Source organism: Palleronia sp. LCG004, assembly GCF_032931615.1.
Taxonomy (GTDB): domain Bacteria; phylum Pseudomonadota; class Alphaproteobacteria; order Rhodobacterales; family Rhodobacteraceae; genus Palleronia.
This window is the reverse complement of sequence record NZ_CP136759.1, coordinates 2,189,688-2,207,695: the sequence shown is the minus strand read 5'-3', so window position 1 is coordinate 2,207,695 and position 18,008 is coordinate 2,189,688. Positions and strand designations below refer to the sequence as shown.

Below are 18,008 nucleotides of genomic sequence, written 5' to 3'. Positions count from 1 at the left end.
CCGGTCATTCGGCATGGTCAGGCGAGGACGCGGCTCATCGCCTGATCGACGGCATCGGTGATGTGGTCGATCTCGTCCGCGGTCGCGATCAGCGCCGGCGAGAAGCAGAGCGTGTTGTTGCGCCCCGGGACCGATCGGTTGGTCGCCCCGATAATGACGCCCTGCGCCATGCAATCCTTGACGATCGCCTGCACCTGAGGCTCGGGCAGGACCTCGCGCGTCTCGCGGTCGGAGACGAGCTCCGCACCGAGGAAAAGACCCTTGCCGCGCACGTCGCCGATCGCGGGGTGTTTCCCGGCCAGTGCATGCAGGTTGCCGAGCATCCGCTCCGACATCCGGTCGACATTCGCGAGGAGGTCTTCCTCCTCGATGATCGACATGTTCTCGAGCGCTGCCGCCGGACCGGCAGTGCAGCCCCCGAAGGTCGAGATGTCGCGGAAATAGTTGAGCGGGTCGCCAGCGTCGTCGTGAAACATCTCGAACACGGCGTCGGTGGTCACGCAGCACGAGATCGCGGCGTAACCGCTCGCCACGCCTTTGGCCATCGTCACGATGTCGGGCTGGATCCCGTATTGCTGGTATCCGAACCAAGTCCCCGTGCGTCCCAGCCCGCAGACCACCTCGTCGATGATGAGCAGGACATCGTGCTTGCGGCAGATCTCCTGGACGCGAGGCCAGTACCCTTCGGGCGGCGCGATGACACCGCCGCCGGCTGTTACCGGCTCGAGGCAGAGCGCGCCGACGGTATCGGCACCCTCGCGCAGGATGACCTTCTCGATCTCGTCGGCGATGGCACGGCCGTAATCCTCGCCCGACAGATGCTCGAGACCCTGCTCGTGCTTGCGGTATTCGAGGCAATGGGGAACCTCGACGAAGCCGGGCGCGAAGGGGCCGTATTGCGCGTTGCGCTCCTGCTGGCCACCGGCCGAGAGGCAGCCGATCGTCGTGCCGTGATAGTCGCGGTCGCGGAACAGGATCTTGTGCTTGCGGCCGCCATGGCGCTTGTGGGCGATCTGACGGACGATCTTGAAGGCCTTCTCGTTCGCCTCGGAGCCCGAATTGGCGTAGTAGACCCGGGAGAGGCCCGGCATCTTCTCGACCAGACGCTCAGCGAAGCGCGCGCCGGGGATCGACCCGAGCGAGCCGCCGAAGAAGTTCATCCGGACGAGCTGATCGCGCACCGCATCGGCAATGCGCTCGCGGCCATAGCCCACGTTCACGGTCCAGACGCCGCCCGACACCGCGTCGATATGTTCCTTGCCGGTGATGTCCCAGAGCTTGAGGCCCTTGCCTTCGACGATGATGCGCGGGTCGATATCGGCGGAAACATACGGCGCATGCTGGGTCAGGTGGTGCCAGACGTGGGCGCGGTCAGCCTCGATCACGTTGCGCGGGTCGTTGGCCTGGAAGGGCAGGGTCATGGCAGAACCTCCGGGAGCAATGGGGCGGGGCGGCGCGGGGCCGGCACCTCTTCGGAAACGCTACATCACGATATGACGCTGGACCAGTTCGATCTGATCCCCCGAGACACTGCTTGCCTTCCCTGCGGCCCGGCGCAAGGGATGGAAGGGGCGGTAGAGGAGAGGACGCGGACGATGAGGGAACAGGGCAACCGGATGCGGATCTTCTGCACGATGGTCATCTTATGTCTCGGGCTCGCATCGGCCGCGATTGCAGTGGTCGCGCGTGACGCACCGCTCGTCGGTCGCGCGCAAGCCTATGCCGAGACCGTCGCGACGAGTTCGGCCGCGACCTATGTGACGCTCCGTACGCTGAACGCGTTTCTTTCTACAGCGCAGGAGATCGAGGTCGGCGGATCGCTGTTCGTTTCTGGCAATGTGCAGCCGTTGAAGGTGCTGGAGCCCATAGACGATACGGTGGAGCGGGTGGCGGGCGCGATCTTCGCGATCATGGCCGCGACCGGGATCGTGGCGGTGGCGCTCGGGCCGCTGGGGACGGGAGGATGGATGCTGCTGGCTCTCGGCTGCGGCGTCGCCGTTGCGGAGCTTTCGCTGGGTCGACGGGCGGCACTGTCGCGCCCGCTTCTGGGTTACGGCGCATTCCTTGCAGTGGCATTGCCGCTGGCATTCGTGATCGCCGCGGGGGTCGCCGACGCGCTGACGGACGCGGTCTGGGTCCGGCATCAGGCGATCATCGCCGACATCACCCGCGGCATCGCGGAGCCGGCGGGGCTCGACGATGCGCGGGGTGAGGGCTGGATCGCGACCATGGGCGATTCGCTCGGGTCGATTGCCGATTACCGGACTTTCGCGGTCGGTATCTACAACCGGGCCGACGACCTCGTGGCGAGCTTCGTGATGATCCTCGCGGTCTTCGTGTTCAAGCTCTTCGTGCTGCCGATCGTCGTGCTCGCGGCCTTCGTTCTCGCTTGGCGGCAGGCCGCGCAGAGCTATTGAGCTTCCTCGAGCCTGTCCGTCGCAGGCGGCGGCGTCGGCGTGAGCGCGGTGATCCGCTCGTAGAGTTCGTCGTCCATTCCGAAGGAAATGGCGTCGAGCGAGGGTCGCAACTGTTCCACGTCGCGGGCGCTTATGATGGGCGCGGTGACCCCACGGTGGCGCGCGGCCCATGCGACGGCGAGCGTCGCGGGATCGACGCGCATCTGACGGCCGAGCGCGGCCAGATCGGCGGCGGCGTTGTGCATCCATTCCTGCGCATAGCGGGCCGAATACATCTCGTTCTCGGTGATGCGACCCTGACCGCCGGCACGATACTTGCCTGTCAGAAGACCGCCGCCCAACGGCGAGTAAGGTACGACCGCGATCCCTTCGGCCATCGCCATCGGCAGGATCTCGACTTCGGCCTGGCGCTTCACGAGGTTGTACATCGGCTGCAGGATGTCGATTCGGGTATCGAACCGGGCGGCCACGGCCTGCGCCTTCATCACCTGCCACGCGGCGAAGTTCGACACGCCGATATGGCGGATCGCCCCGTCGCGCTGCATCTCGGCGAGCGTCTCGAACGTTTCTTCGAGCGGCGTCTCGTCGTCCCAGCGATGGAGGTAGTAGATGTCGATGACATCCTGGTCGAGCCGCTTGCGCGACGTGTCGAGGCTTTCGCGCAGGGCGGTGCGTCCGCTGCCGGTTTTGAACGCCGCCTTGCTCGCGATGACGACCGCATCGCGTTCCTCGGCCGCAAAACGGCCCAGCCAGTTCTCGGACGTGCCGTCGGTATAAGCATGCGCGGTGTCGAAGAAGTTGATCCCCGCTTCGCGGCAGGCGCGATACATCTCCCGGCTGGCCGCCTCACCGGCCTTGTCGCCGAATTGCATGCAGCCGAAGCACAGGGACGAAATGGCGGTGCCGTCTGGCGTCTTGATCTCTGTCATGATCGCAGGATGACAGACGCTACCCCGATTAGGAAGGTCCCGCGACCCGCCGTGGGCGGCGTACCGCCGGGGGAGAGCGTGCGCAAAGCCGAGGATTTCTTCATGCTTTGGCGAAACAAGGAAAGTGGCTTCCTGACAGCAATTTCGCCGGAAGAGGTCCCCATTTGGTCTATCGTTGGATGTACATCTCGCGGGCGACGACGTCCGAAGGCTCGCTGGACGATGTCGGGATCTATCTCAAGTCGCGGGGACGCAATCGCGACCTCTGCATTACCGGCTTTCTTCACCGCGAATGCGATCACTACGCCCAGTACATCGAAGGGGAGACGGAAAGCATCCTTCGCCTGCGTTCGCTCATCATGCAGGATCCTCGCCATACCGATCTGCGGATCCTCGCACAGGGGGTCATGACGCCCCGGCTCTTCGCTGGGTGGGAGATGGCCTATGCCTCGCGCGGGGCGCTCGGGTTTTCCGAGTTTCACCGCGATCTCGGCCGGAAGCGCGATCTGTCCGTCGCCACCCTTTCGGAAACGCTGTGCTACATGCAGATGGCGACCGCCGATGGTCAGGCGGTGGACGTCATGCGGAGATTTCCCGACCGGCGCAGGATGTAGGAAGGTCGCGGATTCCGTCCTGTTGCGGAATCCGCGACCGGATTGCGATGCCTCAGTTCGGGATGTCGCCCGTCAGTCCCTCGACATAGAAATCCATTCCGAGCAGCGTGGCGTCGTCTGCCGTTTCGCCCTCTGCCAGCCAGGCCGACCCATCCTGGCGGTTGATGGGCCCCGCGAAGGGATGCATCTCGCCGTTTGCGATTGCGTCCATCCGGCGCTGCGCCTCGGCGCGGACGTCCTCCGGCACCGCGTCGGTGATCTCGCCGATCTCGACCATGCCCTTGTCGATTCCCTGCCAGACCGACTGCGATTCCCAGGTCCCGTCGAGTACGGCACCGACGCGATCGATGTAGTAAGGAGCCCAGTTGTCGATGATCGAGCTCACGCGCGGGGAAGGTGCATATTCCGCCATGTCCGACGCTTGGCCGAAGGTGATGACGTTGCCGGCGGCCTCTGCCGCGGCCTGGGGCGCGGTGGAATCGGTGTGCTGCAGGATCACGTCCGCGCCCTGTTCGATCAGCGCCTGCGCCGCGTCGGCCTCGCGCGCGGGATCGAACCATGTCGACAGCCATACGACGTTGAACTGCACGTCCGGGTTGACCTCGGACGCGGCGAGATACGCCGCGTTGATACCGCGCACGACTTCGGGAATGGGGAACGAGGCGATGTAGCCGATCTGGTTCGTCTCGGTCATCTCGCCCGCGATGTAGCCCTGGATCGCGCGCCCCTCGTAGAAGCGAGCCGAGTAGTTCGAGACGTTCTCGGCCGTCTTGTAGCCTGTCGCATGCTCGAACTTAACGTCAGGAAAGCGCTCGGCCACGTTCATGACCGGATCCATGAAACCGAAGGAGGTCGCGAAGATCAGATCCGCGCCGCTCAGCGCCATCTGCGTCATCACTCGTTCGGCATCCGCGCCTTCGGGAACACTCTCCTGAAAGACGGTTTCGACCCGGTCGCCGTATTCGGCCTCGACCGCCTGACGCGCCTGGTCGTGTTCGTATGTCCAGCCGCCATCGCCAACCGGGCCGACATAGATGAAGCCGACCTTCAGCGGCTCGTCCTGCGCGGTCGCGCCAGTGGCGATGAGGGCGGCGGTCGCAGCCGCGCCCAGGAATGTTCTGCGTTTCATCTCTCGTCCCTTGTTGATCGCGCCTCTCATCGGGTCGCGTGGAATTGCCGGCCCAGATCGGCAGGCGCGCCGAGGGTGCGGCGGTTGCCCCGCGCCGAGATGAGCACCAATACCGCAATCGTTATCAGATAGGGGGACATCGACAAGTACTCGACCGGAATGGCCGCCCCCGCCGCCTGCAGGTTGAGCTGCAGGATCGTCACCCCGCCGAAGAGATAGGCACCGATCAGAACGCCCCCCGCCCGCCACGAGGCGAAGACCACTATGGCCAGCGCGATCCAGCCCGCGCCAGCCGTCATGCCCTCGGTCCATTGCGGGACCCGCACGAGGCTCAGATACGCCCCGCCCAGCCCGGCCATCGCGCCGCCGAAGGCGATCGCCGCCATCCGCGTGGCCCTGACCCTGAGGCCCAGCGCATGCGCCGCGTCGTGGCTTTCGCCGACCGCGCGGAGCCTGAGCCCCGCACGGCTGCGCGTGAGGAACCACCAGATCGCGACCGTGAGCGCGAGGCTCAGATAAACCACCCAGTCATGACCGAAGATAACACGGCCCACGAATGGCAGATCGCCGAGCGGCCCGAGATCGAGCCGGGCCGTCGCGGGAGGTTTCACCCCTACGTAGCCCTGACCAAGAAGTGCGGAGAGCCCAAGTCCGAAAAGCGTGAGGGCGAGCCCCGTTGCCACCTGGTTCGACAGCAGGAATTGGGTCAGCACCCCGAAGACGAGCGAGAGCGCTGCCCCCCCGAGCGCTGCCGCCGCGAAGCCCAGTACCGGCGATCCCGTCTCGACCGCCGCCGCGAACCCGCAGATGGCCCCCACGATCATCATCCCCTCGACCCCGAGGTTCAGGACGCCCGCCCGTTCCACGACCAACTCGCCCAAAGCCGCGAGCAGAATGGGCGTCGCCGCCACCATCAACGCGGCGACAAGCAATTCCGGAGAGATCGAGCCTAGCACTGCCTTGCCTCCGTCGATGGGATCATGCCGCGACCTCCCGGCCGAAGCGGATGCGATAATTCGTGAGCACGTCGACCGCCAGCAGGAAGAAAAGCAGCATCCCCTGAAACGCCTGGATCGCCGCGACCGGAATCCCCAGCGTGAACGAGGCGAGTTCGCCCCCGATATAGGTGAGCGCCATCAGGAGCCCCGCCAGCGCGATCCCCAGCGGATTGAGCCGCCCCAGGAACGCCACGATGATCGCCGTAAAGCCGTAGCCCACGTTGAAGTCGATACTGATCTGGCCGGCGGGCCCCGTCACCTCGAAGATGCCGGCGAGCCCCGCCAGCGCGCCCGAAAGCCCGAGGCAGAAGACGATCATCCGGTTCGGTCGCACGCCCGCGAAACGGGCCGCTCTCGGGGCCTGTCCTGCGAGGCGTATATGGAAACCCGTGATATGCCGGTTGAGCAGGATATAGGCATAGATCACGGCGATCATCGCCGCGACCACGCCCCAATGCATCCCCGTTCCCGCAATGAGTTCCGGATTGGCCGACGCGTCCCAGCGGGCGAGGTTGCGCGAGCCCGGAAATCCGCCCCCCTCGGGGTTCCTGAGAGGACCGACCGCCATCGAGGCGAGCAGGCTCTCGGCCACGTAGACGAGCAGGAGGGAGACCAGAATCTCGTTGGTATTGAACCGCGTCTTCAGGATCGCGGGGATCATCGCCCAAGCCCATCCGCCGATCGCGCCTGCCACGATCATCAGCGGAAAGATCGCGCGGCTCTCGACAGGGTAGAGCGCGAGACCGGCCGCGGCCCCCGCGATCGCGCCCATGATGTACTGCCCCTCCGCCCCGATGTTCCAGATGCCCGCGCGGAACCCGATGGCGAGGCCCGTCGCGATCAGGATGAGAGGTGCAGCCTTCACCAACAGCTGCGGGCGCGAATAGGCCGCGAATTGCGGATCGAAGAGCGGGTCGTAGAAGATCGTTCGGATCGCCGCGACCGGATCCGTTCCGAGCGCCGCGAACATCGCGCCCCCGGCCAGAAGGGTCAGAGCCACTGCGAGGACCGGCGTGGCCCAGGCCCAGGCGCGCGACGGTTCGGGACGTTTCCGGAGGCCGATCATCTCGAGACCGCTCCTCTTTGCTTTTCCAAATACGCCTCTCCCGTCCCGTCAAGCATGCGCGCCCTCCAGATCGTGCGCGCCGCCCAGCATCAGGCCGATCCGCTCGACATCGAGGGTCGCGGTCGGCACCGGCACGCTCAGCCGCCCCTCGTTCAGTGCGGCGAAACGGTCCGAAATCTCGACGATCTCATCGAGATCCTGCGAGATCACGATCACTCCGGCACCGCGTGCGGCGAGATCGAGAAGCGCCTGCCGGATCGCGGCCGCAGCCGCCGCATCGACGCCCCAGGTGGGTTGATTGACGACGAGAACGCGGGGTTCCTGGAGCACCTCGCGGCCGATTACGAATTTCTGAAGGTTGCCTCCCGAAAGCGATCGTGCCGCGACCCGCTCGCTTGGCGTACGCACGTCGAACGTCGCGATGACCTCACGAGCGAAGGCTGCGGTGCCGGCCCAGCCGACGAAGCCGCTGCGTGTCAATCCGCGCCGCGTCCGCGCGGTCAGGAGCGCGTTCTCGGTCAGAGACATGTCGGGTGCCGCGGCATGGCCGAGCCGCTCTTCGGGGGCCGAGAGCAGCCCCTCCACCCGACGCGCCTCGGGTCCGAGGCGCGAGATGTCGCGTCCGCCGATCCGCACGTTCCCCTTCGGTGATAGCCGTTCGCCCGAAAGTGCGGCCAGAAGCTCGTCCTGACCGTTGCCCGCAACGCCGCCGATCCCCAGAACCTCGCCCGCCGAAAGCCTGAGTGTCACATCGCGGAGCGGGGTGCCGAAGGCATGTGCCGGCGGCAGGCTCAGCCCATCGACTTCAAGAAGGACCTCGCCGGTTTTGCGTTGGGCGCTCGCGGGGGCGGCGAGCGTGCTGCCGACCATCATCTCGGCAAGTTCCCGTGCCGAAGATTCGCGCGGATCGCACCGCCCGACGACGCGCCCCCGCCGGAGAATTGTCGCGGCGTCGCAGAGGCTGCGGATCTCCTCGAGCTTGTGCGAGATGTAGAGAATCGCGGTCCCCTCGGACGACAGCTTGCGCAGCGTGGCGAAGAGGATGGCGACCTCCTGCGGCGTCAGCACGCTGGTAGGCTCGTCCATGACGAGGATCTTCGGCGATTGCAGCAGACAGCGGACGATCTCGACCCGCTGCCGCTCGCCCGCGCTCAGATCGCCGACGATACGCCCCGGCTCGAGAGGCAATCCGTAATCGCGGCTGACGGTTCTGATCCGTTCGGCGAGCAGGCGGCGCGGGGGTGGATCGGCCATGCCGAGTGCAACGTTCTCTGCCACGTCGAGCGCATCGAAGAGTGAAAAGTGCTGGAACACCATCGTCACGCCCGCCTCGCGAGCGGCGAGCGGCGTGTCGGGCGCGTGGCGCGCGCCGCCGAGCCGCATTTCTCCCGCATCCGGCCGAACGAGCCCGTAGATCATCTTGACGAGCGTCGACTTGCCTGCGCCGTTCTCGCCCAGAAGCGCGTGGATCTGGCCAGGCGCGATCGCGAAGGACACGTCCTCGTTGGCCACCACCCCGGGATAGGCCTTGGTCAAGCCGCGGATCTCGAGAAGAGGCGTGCTCATCCGGCATCCCTTTCGGCCATTGCGGGCGCGCGCAGCATCCTGGCCGCGACACCCACGGCGATCGCCTGCGGATGCTTGCCCAGGCTCGGATCCCCGATCGGGCAGCGGATCCTCGCGATCGCGGATGGCCCATGCCCGAGAGCCCCGAGCCGCGCACGGAACCGCGCCCATTTCGTCGCGGAGCCGATCAGACCGATCTGGCCCGTCGTCCGACTTAAGAGAGCGTGGCAGAGTGCCAGATCGATCTCATGGCTGTATGTGACGATCAGATGTTCGGCCTCGGCAGGCGCATGCCGTGCGGCCACCGGCATCTCGGCCGCCACCAGTCGCATGACGTTCTCCGGCACGTCGGGGAAGCGGTCTTCCGCATCGTCGATCCAGGTGATCGCCAGATCCTCGAACGGACCCAGCACCGAGACGAGCGCGCGTCCCACATGCCCAGCCCCCCAGATCCACAGCGGTCGCGCGAGTTCGGTCGTATCCTCCGCCCGCTCGAAGCGCAGCGTCACGGCACCGCCGCAGCATTGCCCGAGGGCGGGGCCGAGCGGCACCAGACGCTCTGCGCTCCGACGACCTTCGGCCAGCATCGCACGCGCCTCCGTCATCGCGGACCATTCGAGCGCACCGCCCCCGATCGTGCCGCGAATGCCATGCACATCGACCAGCATCGATGTGCCCGCCGCGCGCGGTACCGAGCCGCGCGCCCGCGCGATCGTGACGCGGATCGCGCTCATCCGCGGGCCCGTTTGACGGCGGCCAGTACCCGCTCGGCCGTCGCCGGTGCGTCGAGGGCGGGATAGGCAGGTCCGCAGTATGCCACCGCATCCGACAGCGCCATCAGCGCCGAGATCCCGAGCATCAGCGGCGGCTCGCCCACCGCCTTGGAGCGGTAGATCGTCTCGGCCTTGTTCTCTCCGTCCCAGAGCGCGACGTTGAACACCTCCGGCCGGTCCGATGTCGCCGGGATCTTGTAGGTGGACGGGGCATGCGTCATGAGCCGTCCCGACGCGTCCCAGACGAGTTCCTCGGTGGTAAGCCATCCGGCACCCTGCACGAAGCCTCCTTCGATCTGCCCGATATCGAGCGCGGGATTCAGAGATCGTCCCGCATCGTGCAGAATATCCGCCCTCAGGATCCGGTTTTCGCCGGTCCGCGTGTCGATCGCGACCTCGCTGACCGCCGCGCCGTAGGCGAAGTAGAAGAACGGCCGCCCGCGTCCTGCGATCCGATCCCAGTCGAGATCCGGCGTGCGGTAGAACCCTGTGGCCGAAAGGCTCACCCGGCCCTGATAGGCGAGCGTCACCGCCCGTGCGAAATCGTAGCTTTCGCCCCCCACCACGACATGGCCATCGGCGAACCGCACCTTGTCTGGATCGGCCTGATGGAGAACGGCCAGGAACTCCGCGATCCGTTCCCGGATCGTGTCGCAGGCCGCAGCGACCGCCATGCCGTTCAGATCCGCCCCCGAGGACGCGGCTGTCGCGCTCGTGTTCGGGACCTTGCCTGTATCCGTCGCGCTGATCCGCACGTGATCGGCATCGATGCCGAACCGCTCGGCGGCGACCTGACGCACCTTCTGGTGCAGGCCCTGTCCCATCTCGGTCCCGCCATGGTTCAGATGGACCGACCCGTCCTGATAGACATGGACCAGCGCGCCCGCCTGATTGAGATGCGTCAGCGTGAACGAGATCCCGAATTTCACCGGCGTCAGCGCGATCCCCTTCTTCAGCACCTCGTTTCCCGCATTCCACTCCGCGACGGCCTGTCGCCGCGCGCGATAATCCGAGGTCTCGATCAGGCGGTCGACCATCTCATGCAGGATGAAATCGGTCACCCCCATGTGATAGGGCGTCGTCTGCACGCCCCTCGGCTCGGCGACCGGTCCCACGGGCTCGGCCCGGTCCCCAAGCGCGCCGCGGCTCGCCACGTCCCCCTCGCCATGCAGTGGCGTCTCGCCGCCCACGCGGCCGGCCTCCTCCTTCATCTGTCTCGAAATACTCCGGGGGGCTCCGGGGGGCTGGCCCCCCGGTCCCGCAGTCTCCTCCCGCGCCGGCGCATAGAAGTTGGCGCGCCTCACCTCCAGAGGGTCGCGCCGGAGATGATGGGCGATCTCGTCCATCACCCGTTCGATTCCGACCATGCCTTGCGGACCGCCGAAGCCGCGGAAGGCAGTGGCCGATTGCGTGTTCGTCCTGAGCCGGTGCGACGTGATCCGTGCATGTTCCAGATGATAGGCGTTGTCGGCATGCAGCATGGCCCGGTCGGCCACGGCGAGCGACAGATCTTGCGCCCAGCCGCAGCGTGCATATTGCACGAAGTCGATGCCCCTGACACGTCCGTCGTCATCGAAGCCGACCTCGTAGTCGATTCGGAAATCGTGCCGCTTGCCGGTGACCACCATGTCGTCGTCGCGATCGTAGCGCATCTTGACCGGACGACCGGTCAGGGCGGCCATGACCGCGCAGGCGACGGCCAGCGCATTGCCCTGGCTTTCCTTGCCGCCGAAACCGCCACCCATCCTCCGGACTTCGACGCGCACGGCGCTCATCGGCAGGCTCAGCGCCTCGGCGACCTTGTGCTGGATTTCGGTCGGGTGCTGCGAGGAGGAATGCACGACCATTCCCGCATCCTCCTGCGGAAGGGCGAGCGCGGCCTGGCCCTCGAGGTAGAAATGCTCCTGACCGCCGATCTCGATCCGCCCTGAAAGCGCCTGCGGTGCATCGCCGATTGCCTTGGCTGCGTCCCCCTTCGCATAGATCCGGGGGCCGTCCTCGAACCGCGCATCGGCGGCGAGCGCCGCATCGATGTCGAGGATCGCGGGAAGCGCCTCGATCTCGATCTTCGCCTGCCGTGCGGCCTTCCGCGCCAGAAGATGCGATGTGGCAGCTACGACGAAGATCGGCTGACCCATGTAGTGGACATGGCCTTCGGCCAGCAACGGCTCGTCGTGTATCGAAGGCGAGACGTCGTTGGCGAAAGGCAGATCCCGCGCCTCCATCACGGCGATGACGCCCGGTGCGGCGCGCACTGCGTCGAGATCGACCGAAACGATCCGCCCGTGGGCGACGTCCGACAAGCCGAAGGCCAGATGCAGGCAATTGGCAGGTGTGGGGATGTCGTCGATGTAACGTGCCGATCCGGTCACATGCGCGCGCGCCGAATCGTGGGGCAGGGGATGCGCGACGCTCATGCCCGGATCTCCAGCACGTGACGGGGCAGGGCGCCTTCACCCTCGCAGAACCGCGCGAGCAGACCACGCGCCGCGTCGAGCCGATAGGCCGCCGATCCCCGCATGTCCGAAAGCGGGGTGAAATCTTCGGCCAGCGCGGCCTTCGCCCCGGCAAGCCCGTCGACGAGGCTCCGTCCTTCGAGCGCGGCCTCGGCCGATCTTGCGCGCTTGGGCGTTCCGGCCATCCCGCCGAAGGCGAGCCGGGCGAGCCTTACGGCCCCGCCATCCATCTCCACGTAGAAACAACCGCAGAGCGTCGAGATGTCCTGGTCGAACCGCTTCGACACCTTCTCGCAGGCGAGGCGTCCGTCGCGGTGCGGGATTGTCAGCGCCTCGACGAACTCGCCCGGTCGACGGTCCTGCTTGCCGTAATCTAGGAAGAAGTCCTCGAGCGGGATTTCGCGTCGTGCATCGCCCTGCCTCAGATGCAGCCGCGCGCCGAGCGCGATGAGGGCGGGGGCTCCGTCGCCGATGGGCGATCCATTGGCGATGTTGCCGCCGATCGTCGCGGCTTCGCGCACCTGCTGCGATCCGAAACGTCTGAGAAGTTCGGCCAGCGCGGGATAGCGCCCTGCGACTACACCGCGCAACGCGGCGATGGTCGCGCCCGCCCCGACGCAAAGACCGTCGCCCGTCTCCTCGATCCGCCGCATCTCTTCGATGCCGTTCAGGAAGGCGACGGTGCCCAGATCCCTGAGCCCCTTCGTCACCCACAATCCCACATCGGTTGCCCCCGCAACGAGCGTCGTGCCGGGGTTCGCGGCGTACCACTCGGCCAGGGCGTCGGTGCTGCGCGGGCGGAAGGCCCCGCCGCCTTGCCCGGGATCGCCTGCGGCCGACGCTCCGGTTCCTGCGACGGGATCGCGATGGCCCCAATCGGCTGTCACGTCGGAATGCGACGGGGCGGGCTCGTTATTCGCCTCGCCGGGGGAAACTTCATTTCCATCTTCGCCAGGGGGCTGGTCGCGCATCCAGCCGGGCACGGCCGCGCTTTCGGCAGCCCTGGCCGCGCGGATGATTGGCGCATAGCCCGTACAGCGGCAGAGATTGCCCGCGAGCCTGTCGTCGTGGTCCGTGGCACCTTGCAGATGCGCGCAGGCCATCGAGGCGATGAAGCCCGGCGTGCAGAAACCGCATTGCGATCCATGAGCGTCGATCATTGCCTGCTGCACCGGATGAAGCGTGCCGTCGGGGCCCGAGATCCCCTCGACCGTGCGCACGGCCCGGCCCGGAAGCTGCCCCATGAAGAGGATGCATGCATTGAGCGCGCGGGGACCGTCCTCGTCGGTGACGATGACGGAACAGGCACCGCAATCGCCCTCGTTGCAACCTTCCTTCGTACCGGTAAGGCCGCGGCTCTCGCGCAGCCAGTCGAGCAGGGTCGTCGTGGGCGGCACGTCGACCGTGGTGGTCTCTCCGTTGAGAAGAAACGAGATCTGCATGGAATTTGCCTGCCGCCTTACTGTCGTCCCGCGCCGGAGCATGCGTTCGATGCGGCGTAGAACGCATGCGGGCCAATCTGTTCCGAGGCTAGGGGCGCGCGGGCGGCATTGGCAAGCGGAAACGGATTTGTGCACCGCCCAAATGTTCCGCGCGGAAAGCATCCTTTCCGCTGCGGGCCTTTTCGCCCATTCGACCGATCCGGCCTTTCGGCGGATCGCGGGCGGGATTAACCTCTCGCCATGTCAGATCCCCGATTCATCCATCTTCGCGTCCATACCGAGTACTCGCTCCTCGAAGGGGCCGTGCGGCTGAAGAAGCTGCCGGGCCTCGTCGCGGGCATGGGCATGCCCGCCGTGGCGGTCACCGATACCGACAACATGTTCGCCGCGCTCGAATTCTCGGTCGGCGCATGGGAGGCCGGGGTGCAGCCGATCGTCGGATGCCAAGTCTCTCTCCTGGGTTTCGGAGAGGCCGCGCAGGGCCGGCAGATTCCGCGGCCCGCGCCGCTGGTCCTGCTCGCGCAGAGCGAGCGGGGATACGAGAACCTGATGAAGCTGAGCTCGGCGCTCTATCTTCGGGGGGATCGGTCGGTGGTGCATGTGACGCTCGAGGATCTCGCCGCGCATGGCGAGGGGCTCATCTGTCTGTCGGGCGGGCCGGACGGGCCTGTCGGACGGCTCCTGCGGCAGGGTGCGCGGGACAAGGCCGAGGCGCTGATGGCCGAGCTGGCCGCGATCTATCCCGGGCGGCTCTATGTCGAGTTGCAGCGCCATCCGGGCGAGGGCGGCGCATTGCCCGAGGCCGAGGCCGCGACAGAGCGCGGTCATGTCGAAATGGCCTACGCGATGGATCTGCCGCTGGTCGCGACGAACGACGTGCATTTCCCGAAACCCGACATGTACGAGGCGCATGACGCGCTCATCTGCATTGCCGACGGGGCCTATGTCGATCAGAACGAGCCACGGCGGAGGCTGACGGCCCAGCATTATCTCAAGTCCCCGGCAGAGATGGCGACACTCTTCGCCGACCTGCCCGAAGCGCTCGAGAATAGCGTCGAGATCGCGCGGCGATGTGCCTTCGCAGCCGAGCGCCGCGACCCGATCCTGCCGCGCTTCGCCGCCGACGAGGTGGACGAACTCAGGCGGCAGGCGATCGCGGGCCTCAAGGATCGGCTCGCCGTGATCCCGCATGCTGCGCCAGTCGAGGATTACGAGAAGCGGCTGGAATTCGAGCTCGGCATCATCGAGGGAATGGGCTTTCCGGGCTATTTCCTGATCGTTGCCGACTTCATCAAATGGGCGAAAGAGCACGACATCCCCGTGGGGCCGGGGCGCGGATCGGGCGCGGGCAGCCTCGTTGCCTACGCGCTCACCATCACCGACCTCGATCCTCTGCGCTACAGTCTTCTTTTCGAGCGGTTCCTGAACCCCGAACGGGTCTCGATGCCCGACTTCGACATCGACTTCTGCATGGATCGTCGCGAGGAGGTCATCCGCTACGTCCAGGAGAAATACGGTCGCGACAAGGTGGGACAGATCATCACCTTCGGCGCGCTCCTGTCGAAGGCGGCGGTGCGCGATGTTGGCCGCGTGCTTCAGATGCCCTACGGCCAGGTGGATCGCCTGTCGAAGATGATCCCCGTCGAGGGGGTCAAGCCCGTCTCGATCCACAAGGCGTTGCAGGACGAACCGCGCCTGCGCGAGGAGGCCCGAAACGAAGAGGTCGTCGCGCGCCTTCTGGAATACGGCCAGCAGGTCGAAGGACTGCTCAGGAACGCATCGACCCATGCGGCGGGCGTCGTGATCGGGGATCGGCCGCTCGACGAGCTGGTGCCGCTCTATCGCGATCCGAAATCCGACATGCCGGCGACGCAGTTCAACATGAAATGGGTCGAGCAGGCGGGCCTCGTGAAGTTCGACTTTCTGGGCCTCAAGACGCTGACGGTGATCCAGAACGCGGTCGATCTCATCAACCTGAGCCGTCCGATCCATGTCGCGCCCGACGGGTCCGAGCTCTACCGCCCCGCCGACGGGGCGGAGAACCAGATGAACCTGATCCCGCTCGACGATCCGAAATCCTACGAGCTCTACGCGAAGGCGCGCACGGTCGCTGTGTTCCAGGTGGAATCGACGGGCATGATGGATGCGCTGAGGCGCATGAAACCTACCTGCATCGAGGATATCGTGGCGCTCGTCGCGCTCTACCGGCCCGGCCCGATGGAGAACATTCCGAAATATTGCGAGGTGAAGAACGAGATCAGCGAGCGCGACACGCTGCACCCGCTGGTCGATCACATCCTCGACGAGACGCAGGGCATCATCGTCTACCAGGAACAGGTGATGCAGATCGCGCAGGACATGGCCGGTTACAGCCTGGGCGGTGCCGACATGCTGCGCCGCGCGATGGGCAAGAAGATTCAGGCTGCCATGGATGCCGAACGCCCGAAATTTCTCGAAGGCGCCAAGAAGAAGGGCGTCGACGAGGCCAAGGCGCTCGAGGTCTGGAACCTGCTGGACAAGTTCGCCAATTACGGCTTCAACAAATCGCATGCCGCAGCCTATGCGGTAGTGAGCTACCAGACCGCGTGGCTCAAGGCGAACCACCCGGTCGAGTTCATGGCAGGCGTCATGAACTGCGATATCCACCTTACCGACAAGCTGGCGATCTATGCCGAGGAAGTGCGTCGGGGCCTCGCTATCGAGATCGTGCCGCCCTGCGTCAACCGGTCCGAGGCGGCGTTCTCGGTCAGCGAAGGCCGCGTGGTCTACGGGCTTGGCGCGCTCAAGAACGTCGGGCTCGAGGCGATGGGTCTGATCGTCGCGGCACGACGCGACCAGACGGCCGGCAAGATCGCGTCGAAGCCCGCGCTCGGCATGGGCGGAGACGAGCCTTCGGTCACGCAGATGATGGCCCAGCAGGACAAGGGCCGCGACCGGCCCTTCGCGACGCTCTACGATCTCGCGCGGCGCGTGGATCTCAAGCGGGTCGGCAAGCGTCCGATGGAAATGCTGGCACGGGCGGGCGCGTTCGACCAGCTCGATCCAAACCGCCGCCGGGTCTTCGAGAGCCTCGACGCGCTTGTCGCCTATTCCGCCGCCATCCACGAGCAGCGTGAGAGCAATCAGGTTTCCCTTTTCGGGGATGCGGGCGACGACCTGCCGGAGCCGCGTCTGTCGCGTTCCGACGACTGGCTGCCGGCGGAACGCCTGGCCGAGGAGCATACCGCGATCGGGTTCTACCTCTCCGGCCATCCGCTCGACGATTACATGCCGGCGCTCAAACGCAAGGGCGTGATGACGCTGGAAGCGTTGCGGCAGAAAGCGCTCGAGGGTCCGCAGGCGGCGAAGATCGCCGCAACCGTCGCCGGCCGGCAGGAGCGCAAGTCGGCCAAGGGCAACCGTTTCGCCTTCGTGCAGGCGAGCGATCCGACTGGCCTCTTCGAGGCGATGGTGTTCTCCGATACGCTGGAGACATCGCGCGACCTGCTCGAAGCGGGATCGAACGTCGTGATGCAGGTCGAGGCGACGATCGAGGCGGAGCAGCTGAAGCTTCTCTGCCGCTCCGTCGCGCCGGTCGACACCGCGATCGACGGGGTCATCGGCGGTGGGCTCAGGATCTTCGTGGACGCCGAGGAAGCGGTGGGCGTCGTGGCCTCGATTCTGGAACGCGCGAAGCAGGAAGCACGGATCCGGGCGCGGGGGCCGGTGAGCCTGTGTCTCATGGGGCCGGACCTGCCGGGCGAGGTCGAGGTCTCGCTCGGCGATGCGTTCCCCGTCAATCCGCAGATCAAGGGCGCGCTCAAGGCCGTCTCGGGTGTGATGACGGTGGAGGACATATGATGCGTGCCGGTCTTCTGGTATTGGCGATGGCGCTTTCGGGCTGTGTCTCAGACGGTACCATCTCGGACGGGGCGGGCGATCTGTCGGTCGTGGGGTCTGGCGGCGACGGGACGCTCGCGGGGCCGGGGGAGGTTCGCCGCGTCTGCGGCCGGGTGCGCGGAACCGAGGTGGAGACCGCCCCGGATACGGGCCGGACCCGCTGGCGGATTATCGACACAGCGCCGGGCAGTACCGCCGCGCGGCCGCAATACATCACGGGCTTCGACGATGGCTGCGCGCGACAGGTCAACGCGGCGCTCGTCGTCTTCGGTACGCCCGCAGTGCATGAGACGGTTCGCTATGCCGCCGGCAACGGGGCCGCATATTCCGAGATCGACACCGCCTACGAGCGGATCAAGGGGCGTGTTTGCGGCGTCGGTGCGCGTACGCCCTGTCCGGCAGGCAGAATGGATCGACTGACGCGACGTGCGGCCTTCGTGACGATCTATCCGGTCTTCGGCGGACCGGCCGAGGTCGAGCTTCTCCTCGACCAGGGCGATCTGGTGGCCGCATCGCGTTGAACGCCTACCAGTGGGGTGGTCGCTCGTCGCCGAAAGGGATGGAGCCGCCGTCGTCGGCATCGCGACGCGCCTCTCGCTCCATCAGCATGTGCACGCGGCGCTCGAGCAGCTCGATGCGATCGGCCTGATCGCGGACGATCTCCGACAGGTCATCGTTTGCACGGATGAGATGCGCGATGCGCTCTTCTATGCGGGACAGGTCCATGGGGAAGCATGTA

The 18,008-nt window shown here is 66.4% G+C and carries 14 protein-coding genes; 4 read left to right on the top strand and 10 right to left on the bottom strand.

All coding sequences use genetic code 11. From position 1 onward, the window contains the following. Positions 1 to 17: 17 nt before the first annotated feature. A complete protein-coding gene (locus RVY76_RS10765) occupies positions 18 to 1,421 on the bottom strand; it encodes an aspartate aminotransferase family protein (protein WP_317373975.1) in 1,404 nt (467 codons plus the stop codon). Between the two features lie 174 nt (positions 1,422 to 1,595). Between RVY76_RS10765 and RVY76_RS10760 the strand changes: the two genes are divergently transcribed. Continuing rightward, on the top strand, positions 1,596 to 2,417 hold the full coding sequence (locus RVY76_RS10760; RefSeq protein WP_317373974.1) for a hypothetical protein: 822 nt from the start codon (positions 1,596 to 1,598) through the stop codon (positions 2,415 to 2,417). Here the strand turns inward: RVY76_RS10760 and RVY76_RS10755 are convergent. Then, positions 2,411 to 3,346, bottom strand: coding sequence for an aldo/keto reductase (locus RVY76_RS10755; RefSeq protein WP_317373973.1), 936 nt, complete (start codon positions 3,344 to 3,346; stop codon positions 2,411 to 2,413). The two genes, RVY76_RS10760 and RVY76_RS10755, sit on opposite strands and share 7 nt — an antisense overlap. 164 nt (positions 3,347 to 3,510) lie before the next feature. On the opposite strand from RVY76_RS10755, the gene RVY76_RS10750 reads away from it, so the two are divergent. After that, positions 3,511 to 3,960, top strand: a complete 450-nt coding sequence (locus tag RVY76_RS10750; RefSeq protein WP_317373971.1) for a BLUF domain-containing protein — start codon at positions 3,511 to 3,513, stop codon at positions 3,958 to 3,960. Between the two features lie 52 nt (positions 3,961 to 4,012). Here RVY76_RS10750 and RVY76_RS10745 read toward each other — a convergent pair whose 3' ends face one another. From RVY76_RS10745 to xdhA, 7 genes are all read right to left on the bottom strand, one after another. Further along, positions 4,013 to 5,089, bottom strand: coding sequence for a BMP family ABC transporter substrate-binding protein (locus tag RVY76_RS10745; protein ID WP_317373970.1), 1,077 nt, complete (start codon positions 5,087 to 5,089; stop codon positions 4,013 to 4,015). 26 nt (positions 5,090 to 5,115) lie between these two features. Continuing rightward, a complete protein-coding gene (locus RVY76_RS10740; protein ID WP_317376755.1) occupies positions 5,116 to 6,003 on the bottom strand; it encodes an ABC transporter permease in 888 nt (295 codons plus the stop codon). Positions 6,004 to 6,067: 64 nt separating this feature from the next. After that, a complete protein-coding gene (locus RVY76_RS10735; RefSeq protein ID WP_317373969.1) occupies positions 6,068 to 7,153 on the bottom strand; it encodes an ABC transporter permease in 1,086 nt (361 codons plus the stop codon). 48 nt (positions 7,154 to 7,201) lie between these two features. Beyond that, a complete protein-coding gene (locus tag RVY76_RS10730) occupies positions 7,202 to 8,719 on the bottom strand; it encodes an ABC transporter ATP-binding protein (RefSeq protein WP_317373968.1) in 1,518 nt (505 codons plus the stop codon). Then, positions 8,716 to 9,453 carry a xanthine dehydrogenase accessory protein XdhC gene (xdhC, locus tag RVY76_RS10725; protein WP_317373967.1) on the bottom strand — a complete coding sequence of 246 codons (738 nt, stop codon included), beginning with the start codon at positions 9,451 to 9,453 and terminating at the stop codon, positions 8,716 to 8,718. Before xdhC ends, RVY76_RS10730 begins: the two co-directional genes overlap by 4 nt. Then, positions 9,450 to 11,909: a xanthine dehydrogenase molybdopterin binding subunit gene (locus tag RVY76_RS10720; RefSeq protein ID WP_317373966.1), complete on the bottom strand. Its 2,460-nt coding sequence runs from the start codon at positions 11,907 to 11,909 to the stop codon at positions 9,450 to 9,452. The genes xdhC and RVY76_RS10720 overlap by 4 nt, the downstream gene beginning before the upstream one ends. Continuing rightward, positions 11,906 to 13,390 carry a xanthine dehydrogenase small subunit gene (gene xdhA / locus RVY76_RS10715; protein ID WP_317373965.1) on the bottom strand — a complete coding sequence of 495 codons (1,485 nt, stop codon included), beginning with the start codon at positions 13,388 to 13,390 and terminating at the stop codon, positions 11,906 to 11,908. The genes RVY76_RS10720 and xdhA overlap by 4 nt, the downstream gene beginning before the upstream one ends. 240 nt (positions 13,391 to 13,630) lie before the next feature. On the opposite strand from xdhA, the gene dnaE reads away from it, so the two are divergent. Continuing rightward, positions 13,631 to 17,230, top strand: a complete 3,600-nt coding sequence (gene dnaE / locus RVY76_RS10710) for a DNA polymerase III subunit alpha (protein ID WP_317373963.1) — start codon at positions 13,631 to 13,633, stop codon at positions 17,228 to 17,230. After that, complete coding sequence (locus RVY76_RS10705) at positions 17,227 to 17,790, top strand: hypothetical protein (protein WP_317373961.1); 564 nt, start codon at positions 17,227 to 17,229, stop codon at positions 17,788 to 17,790. The genes dnaE and RVY76_RS10705 overlap by 4 nt, the downstream gene beginning before the upstream one ends. A gap of 4 nt (positions 17,791 to 17,794) precedes the next feature. Here the strand turns inward: RVY76_RS10705 and RVY76_RS10700 are convergent, their stop codons facing one another. Beyond that, positions 17,795 to 17,995 carry a SlyX family protein gene (locus RVY76_RS10700; protein WP_317373960.1) on the bottom strand — a complete coding sequence of 67 codons (201 nt, stop codon included), beginning with the start codon at positions 17,993 to 17,995 and terminating at the stop codon, positions 17,795 to 17,797. Positions 17,996 to 18,008 lie beyond the last annotated feature (13 nt).